Source organism: Paenibacillus sp. BJ-4 (assembly GCF_020404765.1).
Lineage (GTDB): Bacteria > Bacillota > Bacilli > Paenibacillales > Paenibacillaceae > Paenibacillus.
The window spans coordinates 442,378-466,307 of the sequence record NZ_JAIVEM010000006.1 but is presented as its reverse complement, the minus strand read 5'-3'; the positions used below and the strand labels follow the sequence as shown (position 1 = coordinate 466,307).

Sequence of the window (23,930 nt, the reverse complement as noted above, 5' to 3'; positions counted from 1 at the left end):
ATTATACCCCAACAAGGGCAATCGGGCACCAGCCTTCTCCTTTATACGACAAAAATGACAGCAGCGAAACCTGCCCATGTAAAATATCGAACTAAAAATCTAAGCAGAAAGAGGAAGTACAATATGATCTCATACGGATGTCTGGCGATTTTGTTTCTTTTTGTCGCTATTAAATTAATCATTTACTATATACATAAAAAACGTGCACCGTCGATTACGCAAATCGACACCGAGCTTCTGGCACTGCTGAACCGGAGAAGTGAGCGCAATGAATAGTTCCAAACAGGCAGTACAATTCCGCCCATTTACCCGCACGGAGCATGCCTTCCAAAAACTGAGAATCTGCAGGCGTTGCGGACAATTCACTGCCCTTTGGGAAGAAAAATGTACATCCTGCGGTCGGGATACGCTGGTTCCTGTAGAGCAATACGCCAAGCTTAGTGCCAGACGTTATTTCCGTAAAGACCTCGCCGTTGGCATTGTGCTGTTGGCCGCTGCTGTCTTTTTTGGTCATTCAACGCAGCAAATGCTTCTGTGTGGTATTGTCGGTGCACTTCTCCTGCTGCCCTTGGTGCTTCTGCAGCAGCGTATTTACCCTTTTGAAAAGCGCAGACAGCTTATACGCCTGTTCAGAGGACACATAGCACAGATTCAGGAGGGACTGGGCGTCAATCATAAAAACGCGGTTGCCCTGCGACAGCTCAGTGAGCGTGTCTCCTACGAGATGCTGCGTGAGATTGCTGTTCTCATTCACAACGACCGGATAAGGCTCCAGCAGGTCGCACTACTGCAATCTTTTGTTCTTCGCAAAGACATGGAACTGACGCTCGACCCTCTCCTGATCAAAAGCTTTGAGCCGCTTATGGCCAGATATATCGGAGAGATAGCCAGATTAAAGCCTGAGCTAATCAAGGATCGAACCTTCCGATACGTCGTCTTTTATGAGCGCCGCATTCTGGAAATGGCAGGGGGTGAGGATATTCTCGTTCGCGTAGCCACTACGGCTGTCCGCAAAAAGCGTTACGTGGTCACCCATGCCGCATTTATTTCCAGATATGTACGCAAGTTACCCAAGGAACGAGTCCAACGATTATATCATATCATTCAGGAAAATCCGTTAGAACCCTTTGGAGATTTGGCCGATGAAGTCAAGATCATATACCTGATGGAGCAGTATAAAAGCTGATTGGCTACAACGCCCTTTTATATATGACGTCATATCGATAACAAATCACTGCAATAAATCAGAAAAAAACCGTCAGGATCGCCAACGTGCCTCCAGACGGTTTTTAATTTTGGATTTTTTTAGGGCATATGTATCTCATTAGCTTGTCATCTTTATTGACCTTGCAGCTTGTGGTACCCATATTTATTGGAAGTAAAATTGAAAGCACGCACACCCTTGCTATCATACACAATAATCTCCTTATTCAAATACGGGTGCAGACCATTAAAATAACCGGGCATAATCAGCTTGCGCATAAACAGGTTTTTACCTAGCATCCGGGGGGAATTGGTCGCTACGACAAGCATTTGCCGGCATGCAGACCAAGGGCTGGGTTGAATATATGACAGACCATATTCCCCTGCTATGAAATCACCGCCAAGTGTGTATCCTTCCTCCGTACATTCGAGGTACAGATTTCCCTGATGTCGATGAAGCAGCTCATGTCTGGCCAAGCCCGAAACGATACAGATCACGTTACTGTCAGCGAGCTCTTCCTCCGAAATGTCATTAGCAGACACTATAGGATAATGGACATCGATATAGGGATTCCAGGTCGCTGTCCGCGGGCTGGCCAAGGCGTTCGCTGTCCGTTTCATGGCCTGTTCTTCCTCGGGTGTAGCGTAGCGGGATGGAAGGACAATATGAAGTCGATCCATATAAACGTCAAGCATGCCCATACCGTGGCTCCGAGCATTTCTTCCTGCGCTCTCCATTCCACTTATTTCCTGCTCCGGCGCTGTTTCTTTTGTAGAGCTTACACCGCTTTCTTTCCCCCGTTCAGCAATCAAACGGTATTCAGGTGAGGGGCGCTTCTGTGACTCCATTTTAACAAAGCGAAAGCGACTGTATTCCAGCAAATCCAACACAAAAATACGAGCACCGATACGAACCTGGGCCAGCTCCAGAGCCATGACTTCATGAGAAAGATGAATAATAAATTCGTCAGCGTGAACGGCTGTAACGTCCAATTCGCCTGTTGTGCTCATTTCACCGTACAGTTCAGCATAATCCTCATGTTCATCCATTCGCGTTAGTTCCAGCCAAAAAGCACGATTATGTCTGCCACGTTCCGTCCGGTAGGCAATACGCTGAGGTGCAACATCTCTTTTCCATTGCATAAGCCAGCCCAGCACGCCGTCCAAAAGCCTCAGCTCATGCGTGTCCCAGTGATTAGAGCACTGCTCCACCACACCTTTGAAATGGCTGGATACAAGTTCGGCTGCAGGAGCCTCATAGGCTTGGGCAAACAGATAATCTTGCTCGCCAACGATGTTTAATATAGGCAAATTGGACAGATTCATTAGCTGTTTCGGATGTGGCGCACCTGCGATGACAGCAATAGCCGCAAAACGCGAAGGATACGCCTGTGCCATTGCCCAGGCAGCATACGCACCGTTAGAATAACCCGTCAGATAGATTCGGTCTTCGTCCACTGGGTACGCTTGCAGAATGACCTCCAAAGCCTCCAGAAAAGCAGCTTCGCCAATATAACTGCCCAATGTTACCCCACGACACGAAAAAGTAACAAATATCGCCTCCTCCTCCTCCCAGTCCCGCCCGAAATTACGTTGCTGGAAATCCGGAAGACCCAGCTCATACCGCTTGCCCGGCATCAGGACAATCAAGGGATACTGTCGGTCTGCCGAAAAGCTTCTTGGAAGCTGTACGGTATAGCGCTGTATGCTGTTATCCAAACGGGAGACAAAAAAGCCTTCGCCAAGCCCGTCAGGAGACAAAAAGATGCTGTTTTCCTGAAATGAAAACGGATGCTGAGACTGCTCGGCAGATCCACATGTGAACATTTGTTTTAATAGCTTGATATATTCACGTACAACCCTATAATCCCAGATTTCAAAAGGATCCTCCGGCAAAGCCGTTAACCTTTTTAGTTCCCCCATTAGTCCTTCTATCTGTATTTTTCGTGCAGCATTGAGAGCATCCTTGGCATAAGCCTGCCTGTAGTGGACATACTCTTCATGCAAACCGTGCACAACGGCAGACAAAGGACGTACAAGTACCGAGTACACAAAATGATGCTCTCCTGCCTTTTGATCCTGATATGTAACCGTAAAATGCAGCATCCCCGTGTTCCCGGTCATCTTCTCATCCCAGGCATACCTTTGCTCCTGCTCCCAGGTCGCTGAAAACCGATCCAGCTTCGTTCCCGCATCATTCGTTACCTCAACCCATACCATTTGATCTGCAGGAAGATCTATACGATCCTTACGCAGCAAATAAAACGAGATCGAACTTTTTTCCCCTTCCCTCTCCGCACTTTTCTCAACCTCCAGCCAAGCCATATGAAAACGTATATTACGCTCTACAAATTCATCTTGCAGTTCTGTCACATCTGGATGATCGCATATCTGATTTCCGCTAAACCGAATAGAACGGGCTTCATCGGGAATAAACGCTGCGATGATAATCACTGTGTGATCGCCTTCCTCCATATACAAGCGAAAAGGACCGGATTCCGCATATACCAGTATGCCGTCTATCCAAATCTGTCCTGTCCCTTCAAACGGTCTGATAACGACTTCCTGTGCTGCCATACAACGAAGGTTGGAAACCAATAAAAGCCTTTCTTGCTCGGCTAAAGGCGGAAAAACACCTAAATTCAATTCCGAATTCCGGGGGTCCAGCTCGGTTAATAATCGGCACGCTACCTTTCCCCCGGCTGCAAGCTCCAGTCCCTCTTCACATGCCTTTTCCAAATTCCAGTCTTCATGGGTGAAATGATTCGACCATTCCCTGCCCACACCGCAATTTTCCGGTAGCTCGACCGGACCGATTGCATAAGCAGACGTCAAGCGAACCGGATGATCCGACAGCACAGTTGTTGCTTTTTCCAGATGTGTGAACCTCATAACATTCCCCCTCCGTTATTTTTCCTCAAAAGACGTAGCCGCGATATTCTTCCTGAAATTTTTCCGTTAACCTTTAAAGCAACTATATAAAACTATTCGTTATCATCTCTGTTTACTCCTCTGTTTTTTTCCAAAAAAGAAGCTGTGATAAACCAAAAAACGAAGAAAGCAGAGCGCTTCACTTCGTTATTAAAAATTTCTATATTTAAAATCCTATTTAAAGCTGACATGATTATTGCTAATTGCATACTTTAAAAATGTGCATAACTCGCTTGTATTTGCTTTTCCAGCTTGATTCGTTCCAATTTCAACTCCCAGATCTGTTCGCTCCACGAGTTTCGCTCCGCTGGGTTATTACTATGCCGCAAAAGTTCAAATAGCTCCAGCAGCCTGTCGTTAATCTGATCAAAATGCCGCCATAGCTCATTAATTTTAGAATCCTTAGCCTCCTTGCTGTTCTCCTGCAAATGATGCTGCAAAGCTTCCTTAAGCTCTTGTTGCCACTGTATATCATTTAATTGTTTTGCATAATTAAGAAGATCCAAATAATCATCTACCTGCAGGTAACTATGTGTTTTTGCCCGTTGCATATGATCTCTCTCCTTATGATTTTCTATTACCAAGCATTATACTCGGTTTTCAAGGGAAAGCAATATGTTCTGGACAAAAAAAGAGACAGCCTCAGCCGCCTCTTTTGATCTTTATACTTTTTTAGTCCTACAATGCTGCCTGTAAATCCTCAATCAAATCCTCCAGATCTTCAATCCCCACTGAGATCCGCACCAAACCTTCAGTAATGCCCAGCTCTGCACGGCGTTCTACCGGGATGGAGGCATGTGTCATACGTGCTGGAACGCTAATCAGACTTTCAACCGCCCCCAAGCTCTCAGCCAACGTAAAATACTTCACCTTTTTCAGGAGTGCAACCGCATTGGCATCACTGCCTACATCAAAGGAAATAATGCCGCCAAAGCCATCTGCTTGTGTTTTGGACAGCTCATGCTGCGCGTGGCTTTCCAGTCCAGGGTAGTATACTTTGCTAACCTTCGGATGCTTTTCTAAAAAGGCTGCAATTGCCTTCGCATTTTGCTCGATCGCTTCCATACGCAGACCCAAAGTTTTGATACCACGGATCAATAACCATGAATCCTGCGGGCCGAGAATACCGCCAATGGCGTTTTGCACAAAATGAAGCTGCTCTCCCAGCTCGTCGCTGTTTACTACAGCCAGCCCGGCTACAACATCGCTGTGTCCACCCAAATATTTGGTAGCAGAGTGAACGACGATATCCGCTCCGAGTGTAATAGGCGTCTGCCAATAAGGAGTGGCAAATGTATTGTCAACAATCAACAAAAGATTATTTTTTTTCACCAGCTCCGAAACTGCACGAATGTCTGTAACCTTCAACAGCGGATTCGTTGGCGTTTCCACATACAATGCCTTCGTATTTGGACGGATTGCTTTGGAGATGGCCTCCAGGTCAGTCGTATCCACGAATGTGGACTCGATCCCGATCCGACTGAGCACCTTACTTACGATACGATAGGTGCCCCCGTATACATCATCCGTCAGCAGAATATGATCTCCTGCATTGAACAGTGAAAATACCGCATGAATCGCTGCCATACCGGAACCAAATGCAAAACCACGTTTGCCTTCCTCCAGCTCCTTGATCAGCTCCTCCAGTGCAAACCGGGTTGGATTTCCCGTACGCGAATATTCGTAGCCCTTGTGAACGCCAATCTCCTCTTGCTCATAAGTGCTTACTTGATAAATAGGAACGTTAACCGCGCCTGTATGGGGGTCGGTAGGGAGGCCGCCGTGAATCAGTTTTGTTTTTCGTTTCATTTTATATCCCGCCTTCATATATTTTTTTGCTCAGATAACGTTCGCTGCTATCCGGGAAAATGGTTACAATATGCGCGCCATCCGGTGCGCTCTCTGCTTCCAGTAAAGCAGCATGCAAAGCAGACCCTGAAGAACTGCCAACGAGAATTCCTTCACGTGCGGCCAGTTCCTTGACACGGTTAAATGCATCAACATCGCTAATCGTATGAATGGCATTAAAATACCCTTTATCCACAAACTCAGGGATCAATTCCATGCCAATTCCTTCTGTTTTATGCGGACCTGACTCGCCGCCATTCAAAATGGACCCTTCCGGCTCCACGATTACCGTTTTAATGGCTGCGTTTTGCTCCTTAAGATAACGCGAGGTTCCCATAAATGTTCCCCCCGAGCCTGCTCCTGCCACAAATACGTCGACTTTTCCATCCAGATCGTTCCAAATTTCAGGGCCCATTGTCGTATAATATGCCTCTGGATTATCCGGATTGCTGAATTGACGTGGCAAGTAAGCATCTTTAATTTCAGCAGCCAATTCTTTTGTTTTCTCGATGGCTCCCTTCATTCCCTCACTTGTCGGGGTATGAACGATGCGTGCTCCCAATGCCTTCATCAGGTCCTGTTTCTCTTGGCTGAACTTCTCAGGTACAGCAAAAATAACCGAGATATTGTAATGAAGCGCCGCCATCGCAAGGCCAATACCTGCATTACCTGCTGTTGCTTCAATTAAAGTCCCGCCTGGCTTCAACTGACCTGTCTTTAATGCTTTTTCAATGAGAGCCTTGCCCACCCGGTCCTTCACACTACCGCCGGGGTTCATAAACTCCAGCTTGGCGAACAAACGAATTCCTCTCGGTAGAGAATAGCTGTTCAGCTCCACGAGTGGCGTGCGTCCAATAAGTTCAAGAGTATTGTGATATACATTCATAATTTCATGCTCCTTTTAATGGCGAATCCAAAATAAACCAATGGTCAAAAATAACACCCATTGTCGGAGAAGTTCGCTATCATCTCCGTAAAAACATAGTAATACGGTAAGTATTGATGCAATAAGATTTTATGTGTAATTCAAGCATTTGTCAAATAGCATCATTTTTACCCTGACCCATTTCCAAAACGTCCACACCCGCGCTCTCGGTCACCGTGCTGGCACAGCTTCATTTTTGGTTCCATAATATCAGTCTGCCGGTGTTGGTATTGGCGATGATAGGCCAACATCACGAGGTGCCAGATGCTGGCATGTGGGTCATCACTGGGTGGGGCTTACTCGCGGCTGGAATGATCCTGTTTATAGTGAATGTGTGGGACAGAATACGCTAAAACAAATATATCCCCTTGTTGTCTGGTCATGAAAAAAAGGAGCCTGATCATGCCAGGACTCCTTTATACATCATGAATCGTTATAGGTTAGCTATGTCCGCTATATGTTCCATTCTATTACTTTGCAGTCCCGTCCTGTACATGCTCTTTGCAAAAGTTCTCAACAGCCTGCAACTCATCTTCTTCAAGTTCAAGATCAATGTAACGATTCGTTACTTTTTCAATTAGCTCATACTTCAACAATTTGGATTCTCCCTCGTCTACTAAATAAAGGGCGCGAATATGCAGTCCGTTTTCGGTGTAGAGCTCGTCGTCCTCTTCAACTTCAACCTCAATGATAAATTCATACCGCTGCCCACTCAAAATACCAAAAGCGTCTTTAATCTGCTCCACCGTGTACGATGTGAAATTTAACATGTCTTCATTCCCTCCGGATTTCCTTCAATTACTGTGCATTTTACGCCCGCAGGCAGTAGCTGTTCAACTTGAGTACGTACTTCATGACGATTTAAATCCTCACCCATAATTGAGATCCAGCCCCGATCATTACGCGAGCGAATTAAACGTCCTATACCTTGTCTAAGTCTAAGCGCCATATGAGGCATATCTATCTGCATAAATGGATCCGTCGCATCCTTGCGTAAAGACGTGAACACTGGGTCATTCGGAGGAAAAGGCAGCGACCAGATGATGACATGCGACAGAGACGGTCCAGGAATATCCAGTCCTTCCCATAAAGTAACAGCGCACAAGACACTTTCCTCATCATTCTGAAAAGCCGAGATCAGATGGCTGATTTCCGCCGAACCTTCGTACAGAAAACGATAGGCAGAAGCCTCCGTATAAGCAGTCAGGCCCATTTGAAATGCAACCAGTTCCTCCCGTGAAGGAAACAGGATAAGCGCTCTGCCTTGCGATTTCTCCAGTAGCGCCAGCACCCTCTCGACAGGATTATGCCCCGGTTGTGACGGATACAGCGCCGTCTGCATCTGATCAGCATAGTCATAAGGTGAAGGCACGGAAAATGTCAGCGGATTTTCAATTCCGAGGCTCTGCGCCATGTAGTCAAAGGAGTTCTCCACGGAAAGGGTAGCTGACGAGAATACGATAGGCATATGCTGGGCAAATACTCGTTCCTTGAGAATCTCCTTTACCATTTTGGGCATAACCACGAGCGTTAATCCGTCCTGATCCTCAATCACCCATGAAATCAAACGTTCAGGGCGTTTGAACAAGGCCAAGGCCGTCTGGATCATTTCAAGATGCTCTTCCACGATCTTGACCTGGTACTCATCCAGCGAGAATAGTCCGCTTTCAAAGACAAGCTCCTCTTCAATGGTGCCGATCAGGTCACCAAAACGGTTCACCTCTCGAATCAGTGACTCATCCAGATTAAATTCCTTGCGGTCCGAGCCATGTACAGCTTGGCTGTTCTTTTGAAGCACAGCAAACAAAGCCTCACTTTGGGATATCGCATCTTCAATCGTCATTGCCAGGGATTCCCGTATTTCCCCCTCCAGCAGACGGGTAATAATCGCTTCGAATTGTGTATGCTTCAGTTTATAGGTGAGCGCATTCTGTGCCGCTGTCTCCAGCAAATGGCCTTCGTCAAAGACAACAGAGCTGTGCTCCGGTAGCAACGGGAGCTGCCCCTCACGTTTTCTAGCTTCATAGGTCCATACATGCTCCATATAAAAATCATGTGAGCAGATCACTAAATCTACCGCCCTGCGGTAATGATCGCGGGACAACGTCTGTCCGCAGCGATGACGCTGAGGACAAACGAGACAGTCTTGAAAAACATCCCATCCCAGTCTGCTCCATTGTTCATCCGTCAGCTCAGGATATTCCTTGCGGTTCCCGTAAGGGGTGAAGGACTGCAGCGTGTCTGGAAAATGGACAAAATCCGGCAAGTCCTGATAAATATCACGAAAGGCATCCGCATCCTCATCCAGCCCGCTTCGAGCCTCGTCCAGCTTGTTTAGGCAGATATACTGATCCGGCGACTTACCCAGTCTGGCATCAATCGTCAGATTCAAATGCTGTGCCAGCTTGGCGATATCCCCTTCCGGCTTAACCAGTTGTTCGATCAGTGACTCGTCTGCACAGGCGATAATCGCAGGTTTTCTCATGTACCGGGCATATGCAATGGCGTACAGCAGGTACACCAGCGTTTTACCCGTGCCCACACCTGCTTCCGCAAAAATGGTCTTTTTCTCCTTATAGGCACGCTCCAGCTGAAATGCCATATAAATTTGTTCATCCCGAACCTCAAAGCCGACTTCAGGCAAAACTTCATAAAATACATCCGCAATCCAGTCACTTGCCTGCTCAATAAACGGCTTGGACGGATCAAAGGCAAAAGGATAAGTAGTCAATCGGGCTGTGCCTCCAATTCGTTCATAATGTGCATCCTTTCATTATAACCCAAAACGACCTAAAAGGAATATGTAAACTGTAAGAACAGGCTGCATTTTTTTATGTCGAAATAAGAATCTCTTTAAAATAAAGGGAACATGGTTTCGTCTGAGTTAGACGCTACGTGTAGCATTTGATCTTACGATCGCTGTTGCCCCGGGATTCTCAGATTTCCATACCTTTTAAAGGTTAGAATCCCAGAGCAAATTGGCTTCATCCATAACGACACGTTTGCCCACTATATCCGGGTTTGAATTTAGGAAAAGGAACATATAAAATTTCTCCCAATACTGTTCATATTCCAAAAAGCTTTTGAAAAAGTTATGGCTTTCAAAGAAAGGAACGGGAGCGCCCGCTTGAAGCTCATAAGTATGACGCATGAATTCATATTTCCCCATTATTTTAAAAATAAAAGACTACTTACCCCCTATTAATTGGTCACAAGCACTGATATTGGTATAAAATACTATTGCTGTTCATATCGCTGCAACTCTTTTTTATGTACAACAAAGGTGTTGGTACAAAGATCGTGGACTCCCTGTTTTTTCGCAGTAAAAGCGACCACAATGTAAATAATATGAATAATCACAAAAGAAATAGCTTTAATCCAGTAACGCCCGGAGGCGTGCCAGAATCCAAGCCGCTTTCCATCCTTGTCTACTACAATTAGAGAAAATACAAGCTTCCCTGGTGTTGCTTTTACCTTCGATGACTCCCAAAGAACACAATACAGCCATGGCAACACGAGCCAAAAGATCAAGGGCCACAGCAGAGCCAACACGTGTACGAAACCAGTCTCCTCTATACCCAGAAGGAATGGAATACTGGATATTCCTCCTCCTATTAAAAGAACAAGTAAAGTGACAATGATGAAATCCATCACAAACGCTGCTGTTCTTATCCAAAATCCTCCATATATTCGTCTTGTGCTATCACTTGTTGCTGTCATGATATGTATAACCCCTTTTCTTTTTAAAATCCATTTTATTCCTTTATCCAAGAAGATATCATACGGCTACCCACCTATATTGTCAATTTACGAATAAAGGCTCATAAACAAGTAAAAGGACCTATTTCCATACATCAAAATGAAAATCCTCATAGGATTTAAGAGCTTATTTACATGAATTTGTTCTGATTGGGTACAAAATAAATGCAGCTCTAAACTCTTATCCACCTAGTAATTAGTACTTTGGTATCGAATTAAATCCAGCCTTTTCACGCATAAAAAAACAGCGTATATGTAAATAAGTTTACACACACACTGTCTCAAATTTCATGTAATAAACCTGACATAGCACAGCACGATTAGAATGGGCTCATTTTTCCCAATTTACGCACTATATTTATGTGCTTTCAACACTAAACAAGCCTTCTTCTCCGCGCAGCTTTGCCAATGCCTCAACAAAGAAATAATCGCCGTAGATAATGGGAACGTTGATGTATTTTTGCTCAGGATAATGTACGGTTCCGTTCATCAGTAAGCCCTCATGCTCCTCGCCCCACTCCGTGCATGTGTGATGCAAGCCCATGAGAATGGACTCTGCCGCTTGGATAAAATGCTCCGCACGCGTCGAATATTTGGCCAGCTCCAGCAAACCGCTTGCCGCAATAGCCGCCGCAGATGAATCCCACGCTTCGCGATGTCCATCTGATGCTCTAAAATCCCACACAGGCAGGCAAGCATCCCCTAGTTGGGACAGGAAAAAGTCAGCCGTGTTCTCGGCCACCTTCAAATAACGCGAATCGCGCGTGTACCCGTACGAAAGCGTAAAGCCGTACAGAGCCCATGCCGTGCCACGTGCCCAGGCGGAACCGGGAGCGAACCCCTGTCCGCCATGCTCGGCGACTTTTTTTCCAATTTCCGGATCAAATTCGACCACATGTGCGATGGAGCCGTCCGCACGGACAAATTCACGTGCCACGGTATCCGCATGCTGCACAGCCAGAGCAGCAAAGCGAGGATCTCCGCTTTCCTCCGAGGCCCAATAGAGCAAGGGAAGATTCATCATGCTGTCTATAATCGCAACGCCCCGTGTATCCATGTCCTTCGATTGGAAATTCCACGCGCGAATAAAGCGACCGTTCACGTTAAAACGAGCGGCCAGCAGATTGGCAGCCAGCAGCCCCCGTCTTCTGGACTCAGCATCTCCCGTCAACCGATGGGCGGCCACACCGCTCAACAGCCAAATAAAGCCTAGATCATGGTCTACCGCCTCACTGTTATAGAGCACTTTTTCCAGACGACTCTCGCACCGCTGCGCAATCCCGGCAGCTCCGCTGTCAGGGCGGGCCCGATTTGCAAGCCATAGCAGCCCAGGATAAAAGCCTGCTGTCCACCACGGTTCCTCACGATTGTCATAGCGTCCACCCTCCGCAACATGGGGAAAAGCGTCCCCCAGTCTTGCCGCCAAGGCAAGCGTTTTGTCCAAAGCCAGCTCCCATGACTGCTCCAGCCATGCTTCTGTATTTGTCATTTCTTTTCCTCTCCCTTTTCCACTGGTTAAAAACGTCTATCGCTCCAGCCCAAATTATTCTGGTAGCCTTATGATAAAGGAAATGCGACTACCTGTGCATTCCAGGCGTGCTCCCTTGAGTAAGCCATTCCGACAAGCTACGGAAGTCAATTCCTCCGGCCATACCACGTTCGTTCCTTCCATTGTCGGGATGACTTCAAGGCTTGCGCCTGCGTATTCCACCCGAATGCTTTCCGTTTCTTCCCCGGCTGACATAATATGATGAATTACGCTGCGCTCCCGGCCGTCATACGCCATTAGGGGAATAAGTGCCGCCACATGCTGAATATTGCCTTGAAGCTCATATCTCACCTCAATTTTTCCACGCACCTGACGATAATGTGTCCGGATTTCCCTCACCCCGGGGAACGGGCCTCTCCATAGCAATGTAAAATCCGTTGCTCCATCAGATGCTGAGCTTTGCTCCACCTGTACGGACCCGCCACCATCCTGCGGATCAATCCCTCCATCCCGGTCGAATTCCAGCGTTCCGGGGATGCCCTCCGACAGGCTGTGCCACTTTCCGTCCTCCGTTTGCCAGGCCGGAGTATAGCTCAGCGGGAAAATATCCCCCTCCGCAAAGCCCGTAAAGCCGCGGTCGGCGTGCCCTCCTGAGGACGGACCGATCAGTGGCGGTAGCGAGGTCTGCTGAATACGCACGATACCAGGAATATTGTACGGGTCGTTGACCGACACCTGCACAAGCATTTGCTGCCCTTCTACGGCTGCAATGACCGTCTGGAACCAGCCGTCCATTTCCAGCACCCGGCTGCCAATCTCCGCAGGTATAGAAGCTGGAGTAATACGCTCTATCCCCTCCCCGTACAGCAAGGTATGTGCCAGCACAGCCGCCGTCCACAGACTGTAGCAGGTGTGGTTCGAGTACACCTCGAAGCCATGTCGTGCCTCAGACGAATAATGGTTGCGGACAATATGCAGCTTGCCGTCGTCGATCTGCCAGTGGCTAATCGCCTGCCAGCACAGGTCCGCTGCCCGCCGGAACGCACCCGCAAGCCCGTGCTCGCCTTCTGTATTAGCCTGCTGTGCATGGGTCGTGAAGACAAAGGCCGCAGCCGCTTCGTTCCACTGATGCTGCGCACTTCGACCACGCGGCGGAATTTCCCCGTGCGGGGATAACGCCAGCAGTGAGCTGAGCGCCCCTCTGCGAAGATGGTCACGCAGCTCCAGAGCGCAGCCGCCATCATATCCGTTCTCCAGCATCACGCCCAGATGAAAGCGAGTGACGATATCGTAGGCGAACGGGCTATTGGGTCGGTCCAGCGGACCATCCTGGTACAGTCCCAAACCGGTAAAGCGAGGCAGATGGTAGTTGCGGATATACGTCTCCATCCACTCGGTATCAGCTGCAAGCCCTTCGGCAGCACGCAAAAACTCGCCGGAAATCATAATCGCATTCCAGTTGATCATCCGGTTCGGATTTTTCATTTTGCTCATCGTAAAAATGTAAGTCTGCTCCGGCTCAATTCTGCTCAGCTGCTGCTTCCAGGCTGTGGCTTGCTCTGGCAGCAAATTTTTCAGGAGCCGATACGCTCCCATCATCATGATGGGAAAAAAGTCCGGGTGCTGATCCGGCGCTTTTTCCTCCACTACACAAGCTATGCTATGCGTCAAAGTCGCAGCCGCAGATTCGAGTAAATCATGCCGACCTTCTTTGACCAGCACCGCCGCAGCCAGCGCATAGGCTGGGGTAGAGTAATACCGTTCACTTTCAGAATGGGGGTCAATGATAGCTCCGGTTTCATCCTGATGCGAGGTATATGCACGAACTAGCTTTTCCAGCATGGCAAGCTTACGTTGGCGTGTCCATCCGTCCTCCACTCGATTCGGTGTGACTTCCAGCTGCTCAATAAATCTCTCCAGCTCCGTCTGCCAAGGATACACGCTACCTGTATGCAGCTTATTCATCCTGTCTTCCTCCCATTCAACATGAAGATTGATTGATGATAAAAAACAGATTGCAATCTACGCTTGCAGAACCGTTCCAGCGATCTGAAGACCATTTCAGCGATGTTTTATAAAATACAAAGGGTACTCCGTCATGATCCACATGCTTTACAGCCTCCACCTCCAGATGCAGCACACTGGCATCATAATCCAGCCTGACCACAGCCTTCGTGACCTTCCATTCTACGAAGCCCGCTCCTGTTCTAGGCTGAATACGACTGATCAAAAGCTCCTCCACATCCCATAGCTTCATACTCACGCCGGACGATTCAAACTCAAAATGATCGGTGATGGTAAGCCTTGCTCCCTCGTTTCCCTCTAGCGCAGTCCATGCAAAAGAGCGGGTGAAAACCGTTAATTCTTCTACTGGATATGCGGATGTCAAATCAAGTTTTAGCCTTGCAGTCGTCTGTGCCTTCTCCTGATCTTCCACAGCAATATCCAGTACAACCGCCTTTGCCCTTGCACCCGATTGCTGCATGGTCCCATTGATTACGGGCACGGAATGACCGCCTGAGGATATGTTGACGATCGACTCTCGTCCCGGTGAAAAATAGGCTTTCGTATACAAGCCCGCTCCCAGATCACACAGCAGATTTTCGCCACCGCCATGAAGGATAAAATGTCCAAGATCGTTATGGTTGTGAGGTTCATTGTTATGCCCGCCCTTGGCTGAAAATGCAAGCATTACGCCTGACCCAGCCTTTGTCCTGGCAGCTCTGCCATGGCTGGAACTATGACTAGAGCTATGGCTACGGCACATGAGCCACCCTAGCTGTGGCAAATAATCGACGGCTTTCTCACCGCTTCCAAAGGCCGAAGGATTTGTCCATACCAGGTTGCGCAATACGTGAGCCCAGCGACGACAAGGGTCCTCCAGCAGACCAGATACATGAAAAGGGAGGGCCGATCGTCGCCCCTGCAAATCATTCAAATAAGAGACAAGACCAGAGGGCAGGCGTTCAGTTTCACTGCTGTCCGAATAATTGGAATAAATGCCATCCGACAAATGCACCCGTTCCGCAAAGGCGGCGATTTTTCCGACCTTTTCCGAGGTCAGAATATTTACGGCTCCCCCGCTAAACGCGCGCAGCATATCGGCAAAATAAATGAAATAACCAAAGCCGTATACCCAATAACCAACGCCCTCAGGACACCCTCCATCTTCCCCGTAGCATGCCAGGAAGTAATCCAGCGTGCTCAGCATACTCTCGATCGCTACCGCTCTGGAAGATTTATCTTCTACCAGCAGCAATGCGGCAATTCCGCAACCGGAAGCGCATACGGCCGCCCAGTTATGCTCTGCTGTCTCCCATTCAAAATGGCGAGGCTGCCAAAAAACAGGCTCCAACACCCGGCACTCGACCTCTTCGCGTACCCCAGCAACCACATGTCCGTCCAGTTGCTCGCCAAGCAGCAATAAAATTTCAGCCAGCATCTGCGCTGTTTCAGACGCGAATAAATCCACCTGCTGCCAAGGCGGTGTCACCGTGTCCTCTTCCCTGACATGTGCAGGAAGCGCCCATGTGTACTCGCGGCATATTTCCAGCAGCCCGTTTTCCACCTCTTTCATCAGCCATGGCTCCGAATCGGCAACAGCTGCCAGCACCAAGGCAGCCAGTCGTCCACGCCGTTCAAAGTACACATCCTCATACGGCTTGCGTTCTCCCGTATGTGCAAATTGTCGAAACAAGGGCAACGAGAGCTCAGGCCATGGTGTTTCCCGACTATTCTTACAGACACGTTCGATGTCCACCCAAAGCTCAGCGTATACCGGTTCAGCGACCGTCGCCCGCAGCCTTTTTGTCCATTCACTCCTTAACCGTTGCCTTGCTGTGTCCTGCACCCCGCCATCCAGCACCGTCACGAGCCGCGAAGCAGGCCAAGCCTCCTTCAGAAGACTCATTCGCTTTTCCTCCCCATGAGAAGCATTCGTTTCACCTTCTTTTTGTTAACGCTTTCATTGTATCTAACAATCAGCCTAAATTCAAAGGATCAACCCTCTTCTTTTTCATTAATCAATGATCACCGGTTTAACGTCTCTAGTCCACTTTTGGCCTCTCCGCCTGTAAGCTCGCATTCGATAAAAAATTTATACACATGATAAGGCTCTGGTGGGTGATGATGAAATTTTTTATCCATCACAGCAAGTAAACGCTTTGGAGCCACAATATATCCTGATTCCTCTTCTATCTCCTTTACGGTGACTTCTGAGGGAGAAAAGCTGGTTTCATTATTCTTCACCTATATTCTTATAGATAAGAAAATATTATTCATTTAAAGGTATTGTACCTCTATTATTCACAAGTATTATTGATTGTGTTTTTCTCATATAAGAATAGGCCAACCAGTAGTTTCTGGCTGACCTAATCATACGAAAAGAGCTTCCTGCTTGCATTTCGGCCGTTTTACATTTCTGGCTCCTGCTTTTTCCAGTTTTTAACCCCGTCATCTTCCAAAATACCTAATGCAGCATCTGAAATATGAGGATCACGTAGCAGAGCATCCTCGACTCTGAACTTGATGTCATCTGCATCTGCCAACGTCATTCCCGGTGTAAGCTCAATCAGCCCTTCCACGTGATAGTAGCGGCCCTCCTGTAAAATACGCATCTGATAAATATCCGTTACATGCGTATCGGCGAGAATAATAGAAGCTACACGTTCTTCGATATCTGGGGGAGCCGATACACCAATCAAGCCCACCATATTATCGTAGCCGACCCGAAACGCAACGCCGACCATCAGACAGCCGATAAGAATACTCGAAATCCCGTCTAGCAGCTTAAAATCGGTCAGCGATGTGACCACAACAGCCAGCAGGGCCAGCACCCCACCCGTTGTTGCCACCAAATCCTCATAAAACACCAGACGAGTTGGCGGCGCAGCACGTCCCACATGACGGAACGCAGACGTAAAAATGCCGAGTCCCTTGGCTTCCACTCTGGATTCATGCAGCACTTCTTTCATCGCTTTGCTCCAAACAAACCCGTCAACCACCAGTGACAAAATAAGCACCACTACATTAATCCAAAATCCCTGTGAAGATTCAGCCGGGTGCTGCAGCAAATGAATGCCTTCCAAAGCAGTTTCATAGGCCATAATCGTTACGACAATAACAGCAACCATACAAAACAGGTTAATCACCCGTCCAAAGCCGGTAGGAAAGCGTTTTGTCGGCTTTTTCTCTGCCAGTACACTGCCTGCAAATACAAACATTTGGTTCACTGCATCTGCAATGGAATGCATCATCGTGGCAAACATGGAGCCGCTGCCTGTCAAGGCAAAAGCAATTCCTTTAATCAGAGCGATGCCCGTATTACCTAACGCTGCCGAGCCTGAGGATTTATTCCCTTTTTTCACCAGACCCCAAAAGGAGTCCTCTCTCTGTTTCTCTTCCATCCTGTAGCTTCCTCCTGAGGTATACATAATCTGATATAGCCACATTATGTAGTCATTATTTGTTATGTATTATTTATAACCCGTCCATATTTTACCTAACCATCTAAGGGGAATCAATACAAACTATAATATATGTCACATTAAAAAGAATGCTCCGCTTCATCCTGCGACGCGGAGCATTCCCTGTATAACCTTCTGCCAGACACTTAAAAACAACCAACTTGCCGCTTTTAAATTACCAGCTGGATTTCGTAACGCCTGGAATGTGGCCTTGAAGTGCCAGCTCGCGGAACGCGATACGGGACAGCTTGAATTTGCGCAGGTAGCCTCTTGGTCTGCCTGTCAGCTCGCAACGACTTTTCAGACGGGTTGGGGATGAGTCTCGCGGAAGATTTTGCAACGTTTCGTAGTCCCCATTTGCTTTCAGCTCACGTCTCAGGTCCGCATATTTAGCTACGATTTCCTGACGTTTCTTCTCTTTTACGATTTTCGACTTCTTGGCCATGTAAGAGTTCCTCCTTGTCATTGATGTCAATCATGAAGGCTCTCCTCTTCACCACGAGATGGACGAGCGAATATGGACATGATGTAATGCATATAAATTGTAATAATTACGATTAATATTTAATATACCGCCGCTTCGGGTAGCTTGTCAATCCAAGCTGCTTGTATCTGTAACCTCTTCATTCAACCAAATGGCAAGCCACCCAGTGATCTGGACGAGCTTCACGATAGAGTGGAGCCTCTTGGGAGCAACGGTTGATCGCAAAGGGACAGCGAGTATGAAACTTGCAGCCTGAAGGCGGGTTAACTGGGCTCGGAATATCCCCTTTGAGCAAAATCCGTTCCCTTTTCAGCTTCGGCACCGGAATAGGTGCAGCGGACAGCAAGGCCTTTGTATATGGATGCAGCGGGTTTCCGAATAGCTCATCACGCGAAGCTGTTTCGACCATAGAACCTAGATACATCACTCCAATACGGGAACACAGATGTTCTACCACACTCAAGTCATGCGATATGAACAAATACGTCAGTCCCCGCTCAGCCTGCAATTTGGCGAAAAGGTTAATAATCTGCGCCTGTATGGACACATCCAGCGCCGATACCGGCTCATCCGCGATGATCAGATCCGGCTGGAGTGCCAGCGCACGGGCAATGCCAATCCGCTGACGTTGTCCTCCCGAAAATTCGTGTGGAAAACGGTCGATATGATACTCCGACAATCCGCACAGCTTGAGCACATCCAGCACAATGGACCGGACCTCCTCCTTCGTCGCCAGACCATGGTCAAGCAACGCCTCACCAATGGCATCACCGATCCGCACGCGCGGATTCAGCGAGCTGTATGGGTCCTGAAAGATCAGCTGAATTTTGGGACGAAGCTCCTGCATTCCTTTTGCAGACAAGCTGTGTAGATCGACCCCTTTGTATTTTACGGTACCGTCTGTTTTGTCCGTCAATCTGACAATCGTGCGGCCCACTGTGCTTTTGCCGCTCCCTGATTCACCCACCAGGCCGAAGGTTTCTCCTTGATGGATTGTAAAGCTGATATCGTCCACTGCCCGCACATGTCCTGAAGTACGATTCATTAACCCGGATTTGACCGGAAAGTACGTTTTTAAGCGGTCTATTTCCAACAACGGCTCAGCCATGAACAACCGCCTCCTCATATAACCAGCAGGATGCTTTCTGCTGAGCTGAAATTTCTTTTAATGTAGGTTCCTTCACGCGACAAATGTCCATACAATGCTCGCAGCGGTCATGAAAGTAGCAGGAAGCCGTCAGCTCCAGCGGATTAGGGACCTGTCCGGGGATGTAATACAGCTCCTTTTGGCGCTGATTAAGCACTGGCTTGGATTTGAGCAAGCCTTGTGTGTAAGGATGTTTGGGGTGATTGAATAGCTGTACCACTTCGCCTTCCTCGACAATCTTGCCCGCATACATCACAATGACGTAATCTGCCATTTCCGCAACCACGCCCAGATCATGGGTGATCAACAGCAACGACATATTGGATTGGGCTTTAAAATCACGCAGCATGTCGAGGATTTGTGCTTGTATTGTCACATCCAGCGCCGTAGTTGGCTCATCCGCGATAAGCAGCTTGGGACCGCAGGACACAGCGATGGCGATCATGATACGTTGCAGCATTCCCCCGCTCAGCTCATGCGGATAGCTTTTCACAATCTGCTCCGGTCGGGATATGCCAACCTGTTCGATCAGCTCCAGTGCCCGTTTGCGAGCTTCCTTGCGGCCTAGCTTCAAATGCTCAATCAGCGGCTCAGACAATTGTTCACCAATGGTCATAACCGGATTCAGTGAAGACATCGGTTCCTGAAAAATCATAGATATCTCATGTCCGCGAATCGTGCGCATCTCATTTCTGCTAAGCTCCAGCAAATCAGTACCCTCAAAGCGGATGCTTCCCCCTGCCACCTTACCACCTGGACTCTGGATCAGGCCCATGATCGACATGGCGGTAATGCTTTTGCCACAGCCTGATTCACCGACAATACACACCGTTTCCCCTGGCTTCACGCGAAAGCTGATATCATCCACCGCTTTAACCGTTCCTTCTTCTGTATAAAAATGAGTGCTTAAATGCTCAATGGAAAGTAAATTGTTCATGGTGTATGATCACCTACCTTCTATGTTTCGGATCAAGTACATCCCGTAGCCCGTCACCAAAAATATTAATAGCGATAACTGTAGCAAAAATAGACAAGCCAGGCGGTATCCACAGCCACGGACGCTGCTGAAAATCCAGCACATTGTTCGCGGCATCAATCATATTCCCCCAGGTCGGTGTCGTGGGCAGCACGCCAAGCCCAAAGAAGCTAAGTACAGATTCACTCAGGATGGCTCCGCCAATGTTCAATGTAGCGATAACGATCAGCAACGGCAAAATATTAGGCAGTAAATGCTTGAACAGCTTACGGCGATTGGATAGTCCCAATACCGTCGCGGCCTGCATAAATTCACGCTCCCGTAAACTAAGCATCTGACCTCTCACCATCCGTGCAATCCCCGGCCAGTTGACCAAACTAAGCATCAGCATAACAATATACATCCGCTGATCGGGCGGAACCTTCCAGTCAGATAGCAGTGCGCCCATAATAAAGAGCAGCGGCAAACTGGGAATCGTCAGCAGCAAATCAGCAACGCGCATAATAATCTGATCGGCGATCCCGCGAAAATAGGCAGATATGACTCCCAGCGTAGCCCCCAAAACGACAGACAGCACCATAGAAGCCAAGCCCACAGTAAGAGATATTTGGCCTGCCTGCATCACACGGGTCAGCACATCCCGTCCCAGCTTGTCTGCTCCCAGCCAGTGATGGATGTTCGGCGGCTTGTTCATCATCAATATATTTGTTTTATTATCGGCATAGGGAGAAAATAACGGGCCGATAAAACAGAGCAAAAACATAAATACCACGACAAGCAGACCAGCCATAGCCAGCTTGTTTCTAAACAGCCGCCTGATCGCTTGCTGCCACATCGAGGATTTGGCAGCTGATCGCAGTCTGGCACTGCTTTTACTCAAATTACTGCTAACAGATGACATTCCTTCGCCCCCTCCTTACACTTTCACACGCGGGTCTGCAATGCGATACAAAATATCGGACAACAGCGTCCCGATGACGCTCAATATGGCAATCAGCATCGTGAAGCCCATGAGCAGCGGATAATCCCGAAGCGAAAAGGATAGCATATACAGCTGACCGATTCCCGGCCAGTTAAAAATCTTTTCAATAATAAGCGATCCACCAAACAGCGCAGGCAATTCGAAGCCAACGAGCGTAATGGCCGGCAGTAATGCATTTCTCAGTGCGTGCGTAAAAAGCACCTTTTTTTCCTTTAGTCCCTTTGCACGGGCTGTGCGAATATAATCCTGCTGGATTACGTCGATCATATTGCTGCGGAAATAGCGGGTCAGCGAGCCCAGTCCCAGCAGCGTCATAACGATCACCGGCAAGGTCATATGCTGGAGAACCTCCTTCACATACTCCAAGCCTGTAGCGTTACTGCCTGTATTGAGCATGCCGCTCGGTGGCAGCCACTTTAGGTCAACAGCAGCAATTTTAATCAGATACAGCCCGATAAAAAAAGACGGAACGGACATTGCAGCAAAAACCACCACCATAACCAACGTATCGAACCATGAATACTGCTTGTAAGCAGCAACCACACCAATAATGACCGCGATAAGCCAGGTCAGGAAGGTCGATACAATAGCCAGCAAAAACGAGTTCCAGATATACTCATTAAACAAGGTCAGAACCGGCTTCTGCTGGGCAAGCGAATAGCCAAAATTGCCATGCAGCGCATTTTCCAGCCAGTTGCCGTAGCGTTCAAGAATAGGCTTGTTCAGGCCATAGATTTCTCTGAGCTCTGCCTTTCTCTCTGGCGACAGCTTCAGATTACCGCTAATGAAATCTCCCGGTGTCATGGCATACAGAAAAAAAATCATCATCGAAGCAGCCAACAAAATAATAATCATATATGTCAGTCTTTTCGTTAAAAATGAGCTCATGACAGACTCCTTTCACCTCAGGATCGGGCTGCTCAAACTGCATTTCCCATTTGGCGAGGCCCCTTGATCCGAACCTGATGTTCTTCACAAGGGGCCGCAGGCGTTACTTATTTAAGGGACCATTCGAACAGATTACCAGATAAGCCAATGAACGGACTGACCTTTACATGTTCCATCCGACCATTGTAGGCATACACTGTCTTCTTGTAGTTGGTGAAAATGACGGGCAATTCATCATTTAGCAGCACATATAATTCTTTATATACTTTCTTGCGTTCTTCAATATTCGTCGTAGACAAGCCTTTTTCATATAACTCTTTGAGCTTTGGATTGTTATATCCCTTGATTTCTCCATTGACGAATGGCTCGATTCCATCAGATGGATCTGTCAGCATCCCTGTCGAGAAGGCGGCCAGATCATAATCCTTGCCTTCTACTTTGGCGACCATGGCATTAAAGTCTGCGAAGATTTCCGGTTGCAAATCTACACCAATTGCTTTGTAATTTTCAGCCGCAAGCGCAATAAAAGTATCTGTTTCGGGACGCTTGGAGGTTAGCAAGTGAATGGTCAGCTTCTGACCGTTTTTCTCACGGATACCGTCACTGCCTTCTACCCAGAGCCCGCTTCATCCAGCAGCTTTTTTGCTTTTTCCGGGTCATAGTTATAGGGGTTGATTCCGCCTGTCGTGTAAGACCAGGATATTGGGGAAGCTGGAATGTTAGCCACCACCCCTGCCCCCTGAGCGGCGTCGACATAAATGCTTTTACGATCCAGTCCATAGGTCAACGCTTGGCGAACCTTTTTATCCTTCAGCTTTTCATTTTCCAGATTGACCTGCAAATATCCGTAAGTGCTTGGGGTGTAAGGCAAAATGTTCAAAAAGCCAAGCCCTTTTAGCTTGTCGATATTTTCCTGCGTTGCGGTGAAGGAAGCAAAGTCGGTATCGCCCGTTTCAATGAACTGCCAAGCATCGCCCTCCGCTGTTTTGTAGATGAAATGCTGTGTTTTCGGCTTTCCTTTGAAGAAATGATCATTTGCCTCCAGACGAACCTCTTGCCCTGGAACAAACTTTTCCAGCTTATAAGCCCCGTTACCCAGAGGATTGCCATGCAGATTTTTAAAATAATCCAGCTGCCCGAACTTGTAATCCTTGCCATAGTAAGCTTTGGACAGCACATACTCACCTAGAATTGTCAGTGCCAGCGCATTTGGTTTTTCTAACGTCACAGAAATGGTCTGCGGATCAATCACCTTAATTCCGGCAATTTGTTGTGCTCTGCCTTCTGTATAGGCATTGCCGCCTTTAATGTTCAGCTTTCGGATTTGGCTGTCGCCAGGATAGGCTTTGTCATAGATCAACGTCCAGGTAAAAGCTACATCCTCTGCTGTCAAAGGGGAGCCATCACTGAAGTTGGTACCTGGAACCAGATGAAACGTGTACGTTAGATTATCCTTGGAAATATCCCAGCTCTTCGCCAGATTGGGCAGTGGAAGCCCCTTCTCGTCTACCGTAACCAGCGGAGTCCACAACTGCGAGATCACATTGCCGTCATAACCGCTTTGGTTAAAATACGGAGTGAACACGCCTGCCGGGTCGGTCAGACCGACAATAATCGTGTCGTTTCTTTTTTGCGACACCTCCGGCAATTTGGACAGATCAGAAGCTTGCACCAGGCTCGTTAATGGCTGCGCTGTACCAGCCGTCTGCGTGTTCTCATTATTTTGCGCCGTCGTATTGTCAGCACTGTCCGCCCCCCCGTTAGAGCAAGCAGCCAACAAGACAGAGCCCGCCAGAAGCAGACTGCCAAGCCGAATCATTCCCTTTTTCAAAA

The 23,930-nt window shown here is 47.9% G+C and carries 20 protein-coding genes and 1 pseudogene; 2 read left to right on the top strand and 19 right to left on the bottom strand.

The window, feature by feature from the left end:
* The first annotated feature begins 123 nt into the window (after positions 1–123).
* Positions 124–276, top strand: coding sequence for a phage shock protein B (locus LCF57_RS03980; RefSeq protein WP_167518747.1), 153 nt, complete (start codon positions 124–126; stop codon positions 274–276).
* Complete coding sequence (locus LCF57_RS03975) at positions 269–1,186, top strand: hypothetical protein (RefSeq protein WP_225999533.1); 918 nt, start codon at positions 269–271, stop codon at positions 1,184–1,186. The genes LCF57_RS03980 and LCF57_RS03975 overlap by 8 nt, the downstream gene beginning before the upstream one ends.
* A gap of 152 nt (positions 1,187–1,338) precedes the next feature.
* On the opposite strand, the gene LCF57_RS03970 is transcribed toward LCF57_RS03975, so the two are convergent.
* The 19 genes and pseudogenes from LCF57_RS03970 to LCF57_RS03880 all read right to left on the bottom strand — a co-directional run bounded on the left by LCF57_RS03970 (position 1,339) and on the right by LCF57_RS03880 (position 23,928).
* Positions 1,339–4,095 (bottom strand): PHB depolymerase family esterase, encoded by a 2,757-nt coding sequence (locus LCF57_RS03970; RefSeq protein ID WP_225999532.1) that lies wholly within the window; start codon positions 4,093–4,095, stop codon positions 1,339–1,341.
* 92 nt (positions 4,096–4,187) lie between these two features.
* Positions 4,188–4,343, bottom strand: a complete 156-nt coding sequence (locus LCF57_RS03965) for a hypothetical protein (protein WP_225999531.1) — start codon at positions 4,341–4,343, stop codon at positions 4,188–4,190.
* Between the two features lie 3 nt (positions 4,344–4,346).
* Positions 4,347–4,685 carry a hypothetical protein gene (locus LCF57_RS03960; protein ID WP_225999530.1) on the bottom strand — a complete coding sequence of 113 codons (339 nt, stop codon included), beginning with the start codon at positions 4,683–4,685 and terminating at the stop codon, positions 4,347–4,349.
* A 127-nt stretch (positions 4,686–4,812) separates the two neighbouring features.
* Entirely contained in the window at positions 4,813–5,943 is a 1,131-nt protein-coding gene (locus LCF57_RS03955) for a bifunctional cystathionine gamma-lyase/homocysteine desulfhydrase (RefSeq protein WP_225999529.1), read from the bottom strand.
* Position 5,944: 1 nt separating this feature from the next.
* Entirely contained in the window at positions 5,945–6,868 is a 924-nt protein-coding gene (locus tag LCF57_RS03950) for a PLP-dependent cysteine synthase family protein (RefSeq protein ID WP_152381486.1), read from the bottom strand.
* A gap of 509 nt (positions 6,869–7,377) precedes the next feature.
* A complete protein-coding gene (locus tag LCF57_RS03945) occupies positions 7,378–7,677 on the bottom strand; it encodes a DUF6509 family protein (protein WP_225999528.1) in 300 nt (99 codons plus the stop codon).
* Positions 7,671–9,638, bottom strand: coding sequence for an ATP-dependent DNA helicase (locus LCF57_RS03940; RefSeq protein ID WP_225999527.1), 1,968 nt, complete (start codon positions 9,636–9,638; stop codon positions 7,671–7,673). Before LCF57_RS03940 ends, LCF57_RS03945 begins: the two co-directional genes overlap by 7 nt.
* Positions 9,639–10,144: 506 nt before the next feature.
* Positions 10,145–10,627, bottom strand: a complete 483-nt coding sequence (locus tag LCF57_RS03935) for an RDD family protein (protein ID WP_225999565.1) — start codon at positions 10,625–10,627, stop codon at positions 10,145–10,147.
* Positions 10,628–11,024: 397 nt separating this feature from the next.
* Complete coding sequence (locus LCF57_RS03930) at positions 11,025–12,155, bottom strand: glycoside hydrolase family 88 protein (protein WP_225999526.1); 1,131 nt, start codon at positions 12,153–12,155, stop codon at positions 11,025–11,027.
* Positions 12,156–12,209: 54 nt separating this feature from the next.
* Positions 12,210–14,120 carry a glycosyl hydrolase gene (locus tag LCF57_RS03925; RefSeq protein WP_225999525.1) on the bottom strand — a complete coding sequence of 637 codons (1,911 nt, stop codon included), beginning with the start codon at positions 14,118–14,120 and terminating at the stop codon, positions 12,210–12,212.
* 16 nt (positions 14,121–14,136) lie between these two features.
* Complete coding sequence (locus LCF57_RS03920) at positions 14,137–16,065, bottom strand: heparinase II/III family protein (RefSeq protein WP_225999524.1); 1,929 nt, start codon at positions 16,063–16,065, stop codon at positions 14,137–14,139.
* A gap of 119 nt (positions 16,066–16,184) precedes the next feature.
* Positions 16,185–16,328 carry a hypothetical protein gene (locus LCF57_RS03915; RefSeq protein WP_318840600.1) on the bottom strand — a complete coding sequence of 48 codons (144 nt, stop codon included), beginning with the start codon at positions 16,326–16,328 and terminating at the stop codon, positions 16,185–16,187.
* A gap of 239 nt (positions 16,329–16,567) precedes the next feature.
* Positions 16,568–17,560, bottom strand: a complete 993-nt coding sequence (locus LCF57_RS03910) for a cation diffusion facilitator family transporter (RefSeq protein WP_225999523.1) — start codon at positions 17,558–17,560, stop codon at positions 16,568–16,570.
* Positions 17,561–17,795: 235 nt separating this feature from the next.
* Entirely contained in the window at positions 17,796–18,065 is a 270-nt protein-coding gene (rpsN, locus tag LCF57_RS03905; protein WP_225999522.1) for a 30S ribosomal protein S14, read from the bottom strand.
* Between the two features lie 178 nt (positions 18,066–18,243).
* Positions 18,244–19,212 carry an ABC transporter ATP-binding protein gene (locus tag LCF57_RS03900; protein WP_225999521.1) on the bottom strand — a complete coding sequence of 323 codons (969 nt, stop codon included), beginning with the start codon at positions 19,210–19,212 and terminating at the stop codon, positions 18,244–18,246.
* Positions 19,205–20,188, bottom strand: coding sequence for an ABC transporter ATP-binding protein (locus LCF57_RS03895; protein WP_225999520.1), 984 nt, complete (start codon positions 20,186–20,188; stop codon positions 19,205–19,207). The genes LCF57_RS03900 and LCF57_RS03895 overlap by 8 nt, the downstream gene beginning before the upstream one ends.
* Before the next feature lie 13 nt (positions 20,189–20,201).
* Complete coding sequence (opp4C, locus tag LCF57_RS03890; protein ID WP_225999519.1) at positions 20,202–21,128, bottom strand: oligopeptide ABC transporter permease; 927 nt, start codon at positions 21,126–21,128, stop codon at positions 20,202–20,204.
* A gap of 15 nt (positions 21,129–21,143) precedes the next feature.
* Complete coding sequence (locus LCF57_RS03885; protein WP_225999518.1) at positions 21,144–22,097, bottom strand: ABC transporter permease; 954 nt, start codon at positions 22,095–22,097, stop codon at positions 21,144–21,146.
* Between the two features lie 107 nt (positions 22,098–22,204).
* Positions 22,205–23,928, bottom strand: a pseudogene (locus tag LCF57_RS03880) (ABC transporter substrate-binding protein).
* Between the last annotated feature and the right edge of the window lie 2 nt (positions 23,929–23,930).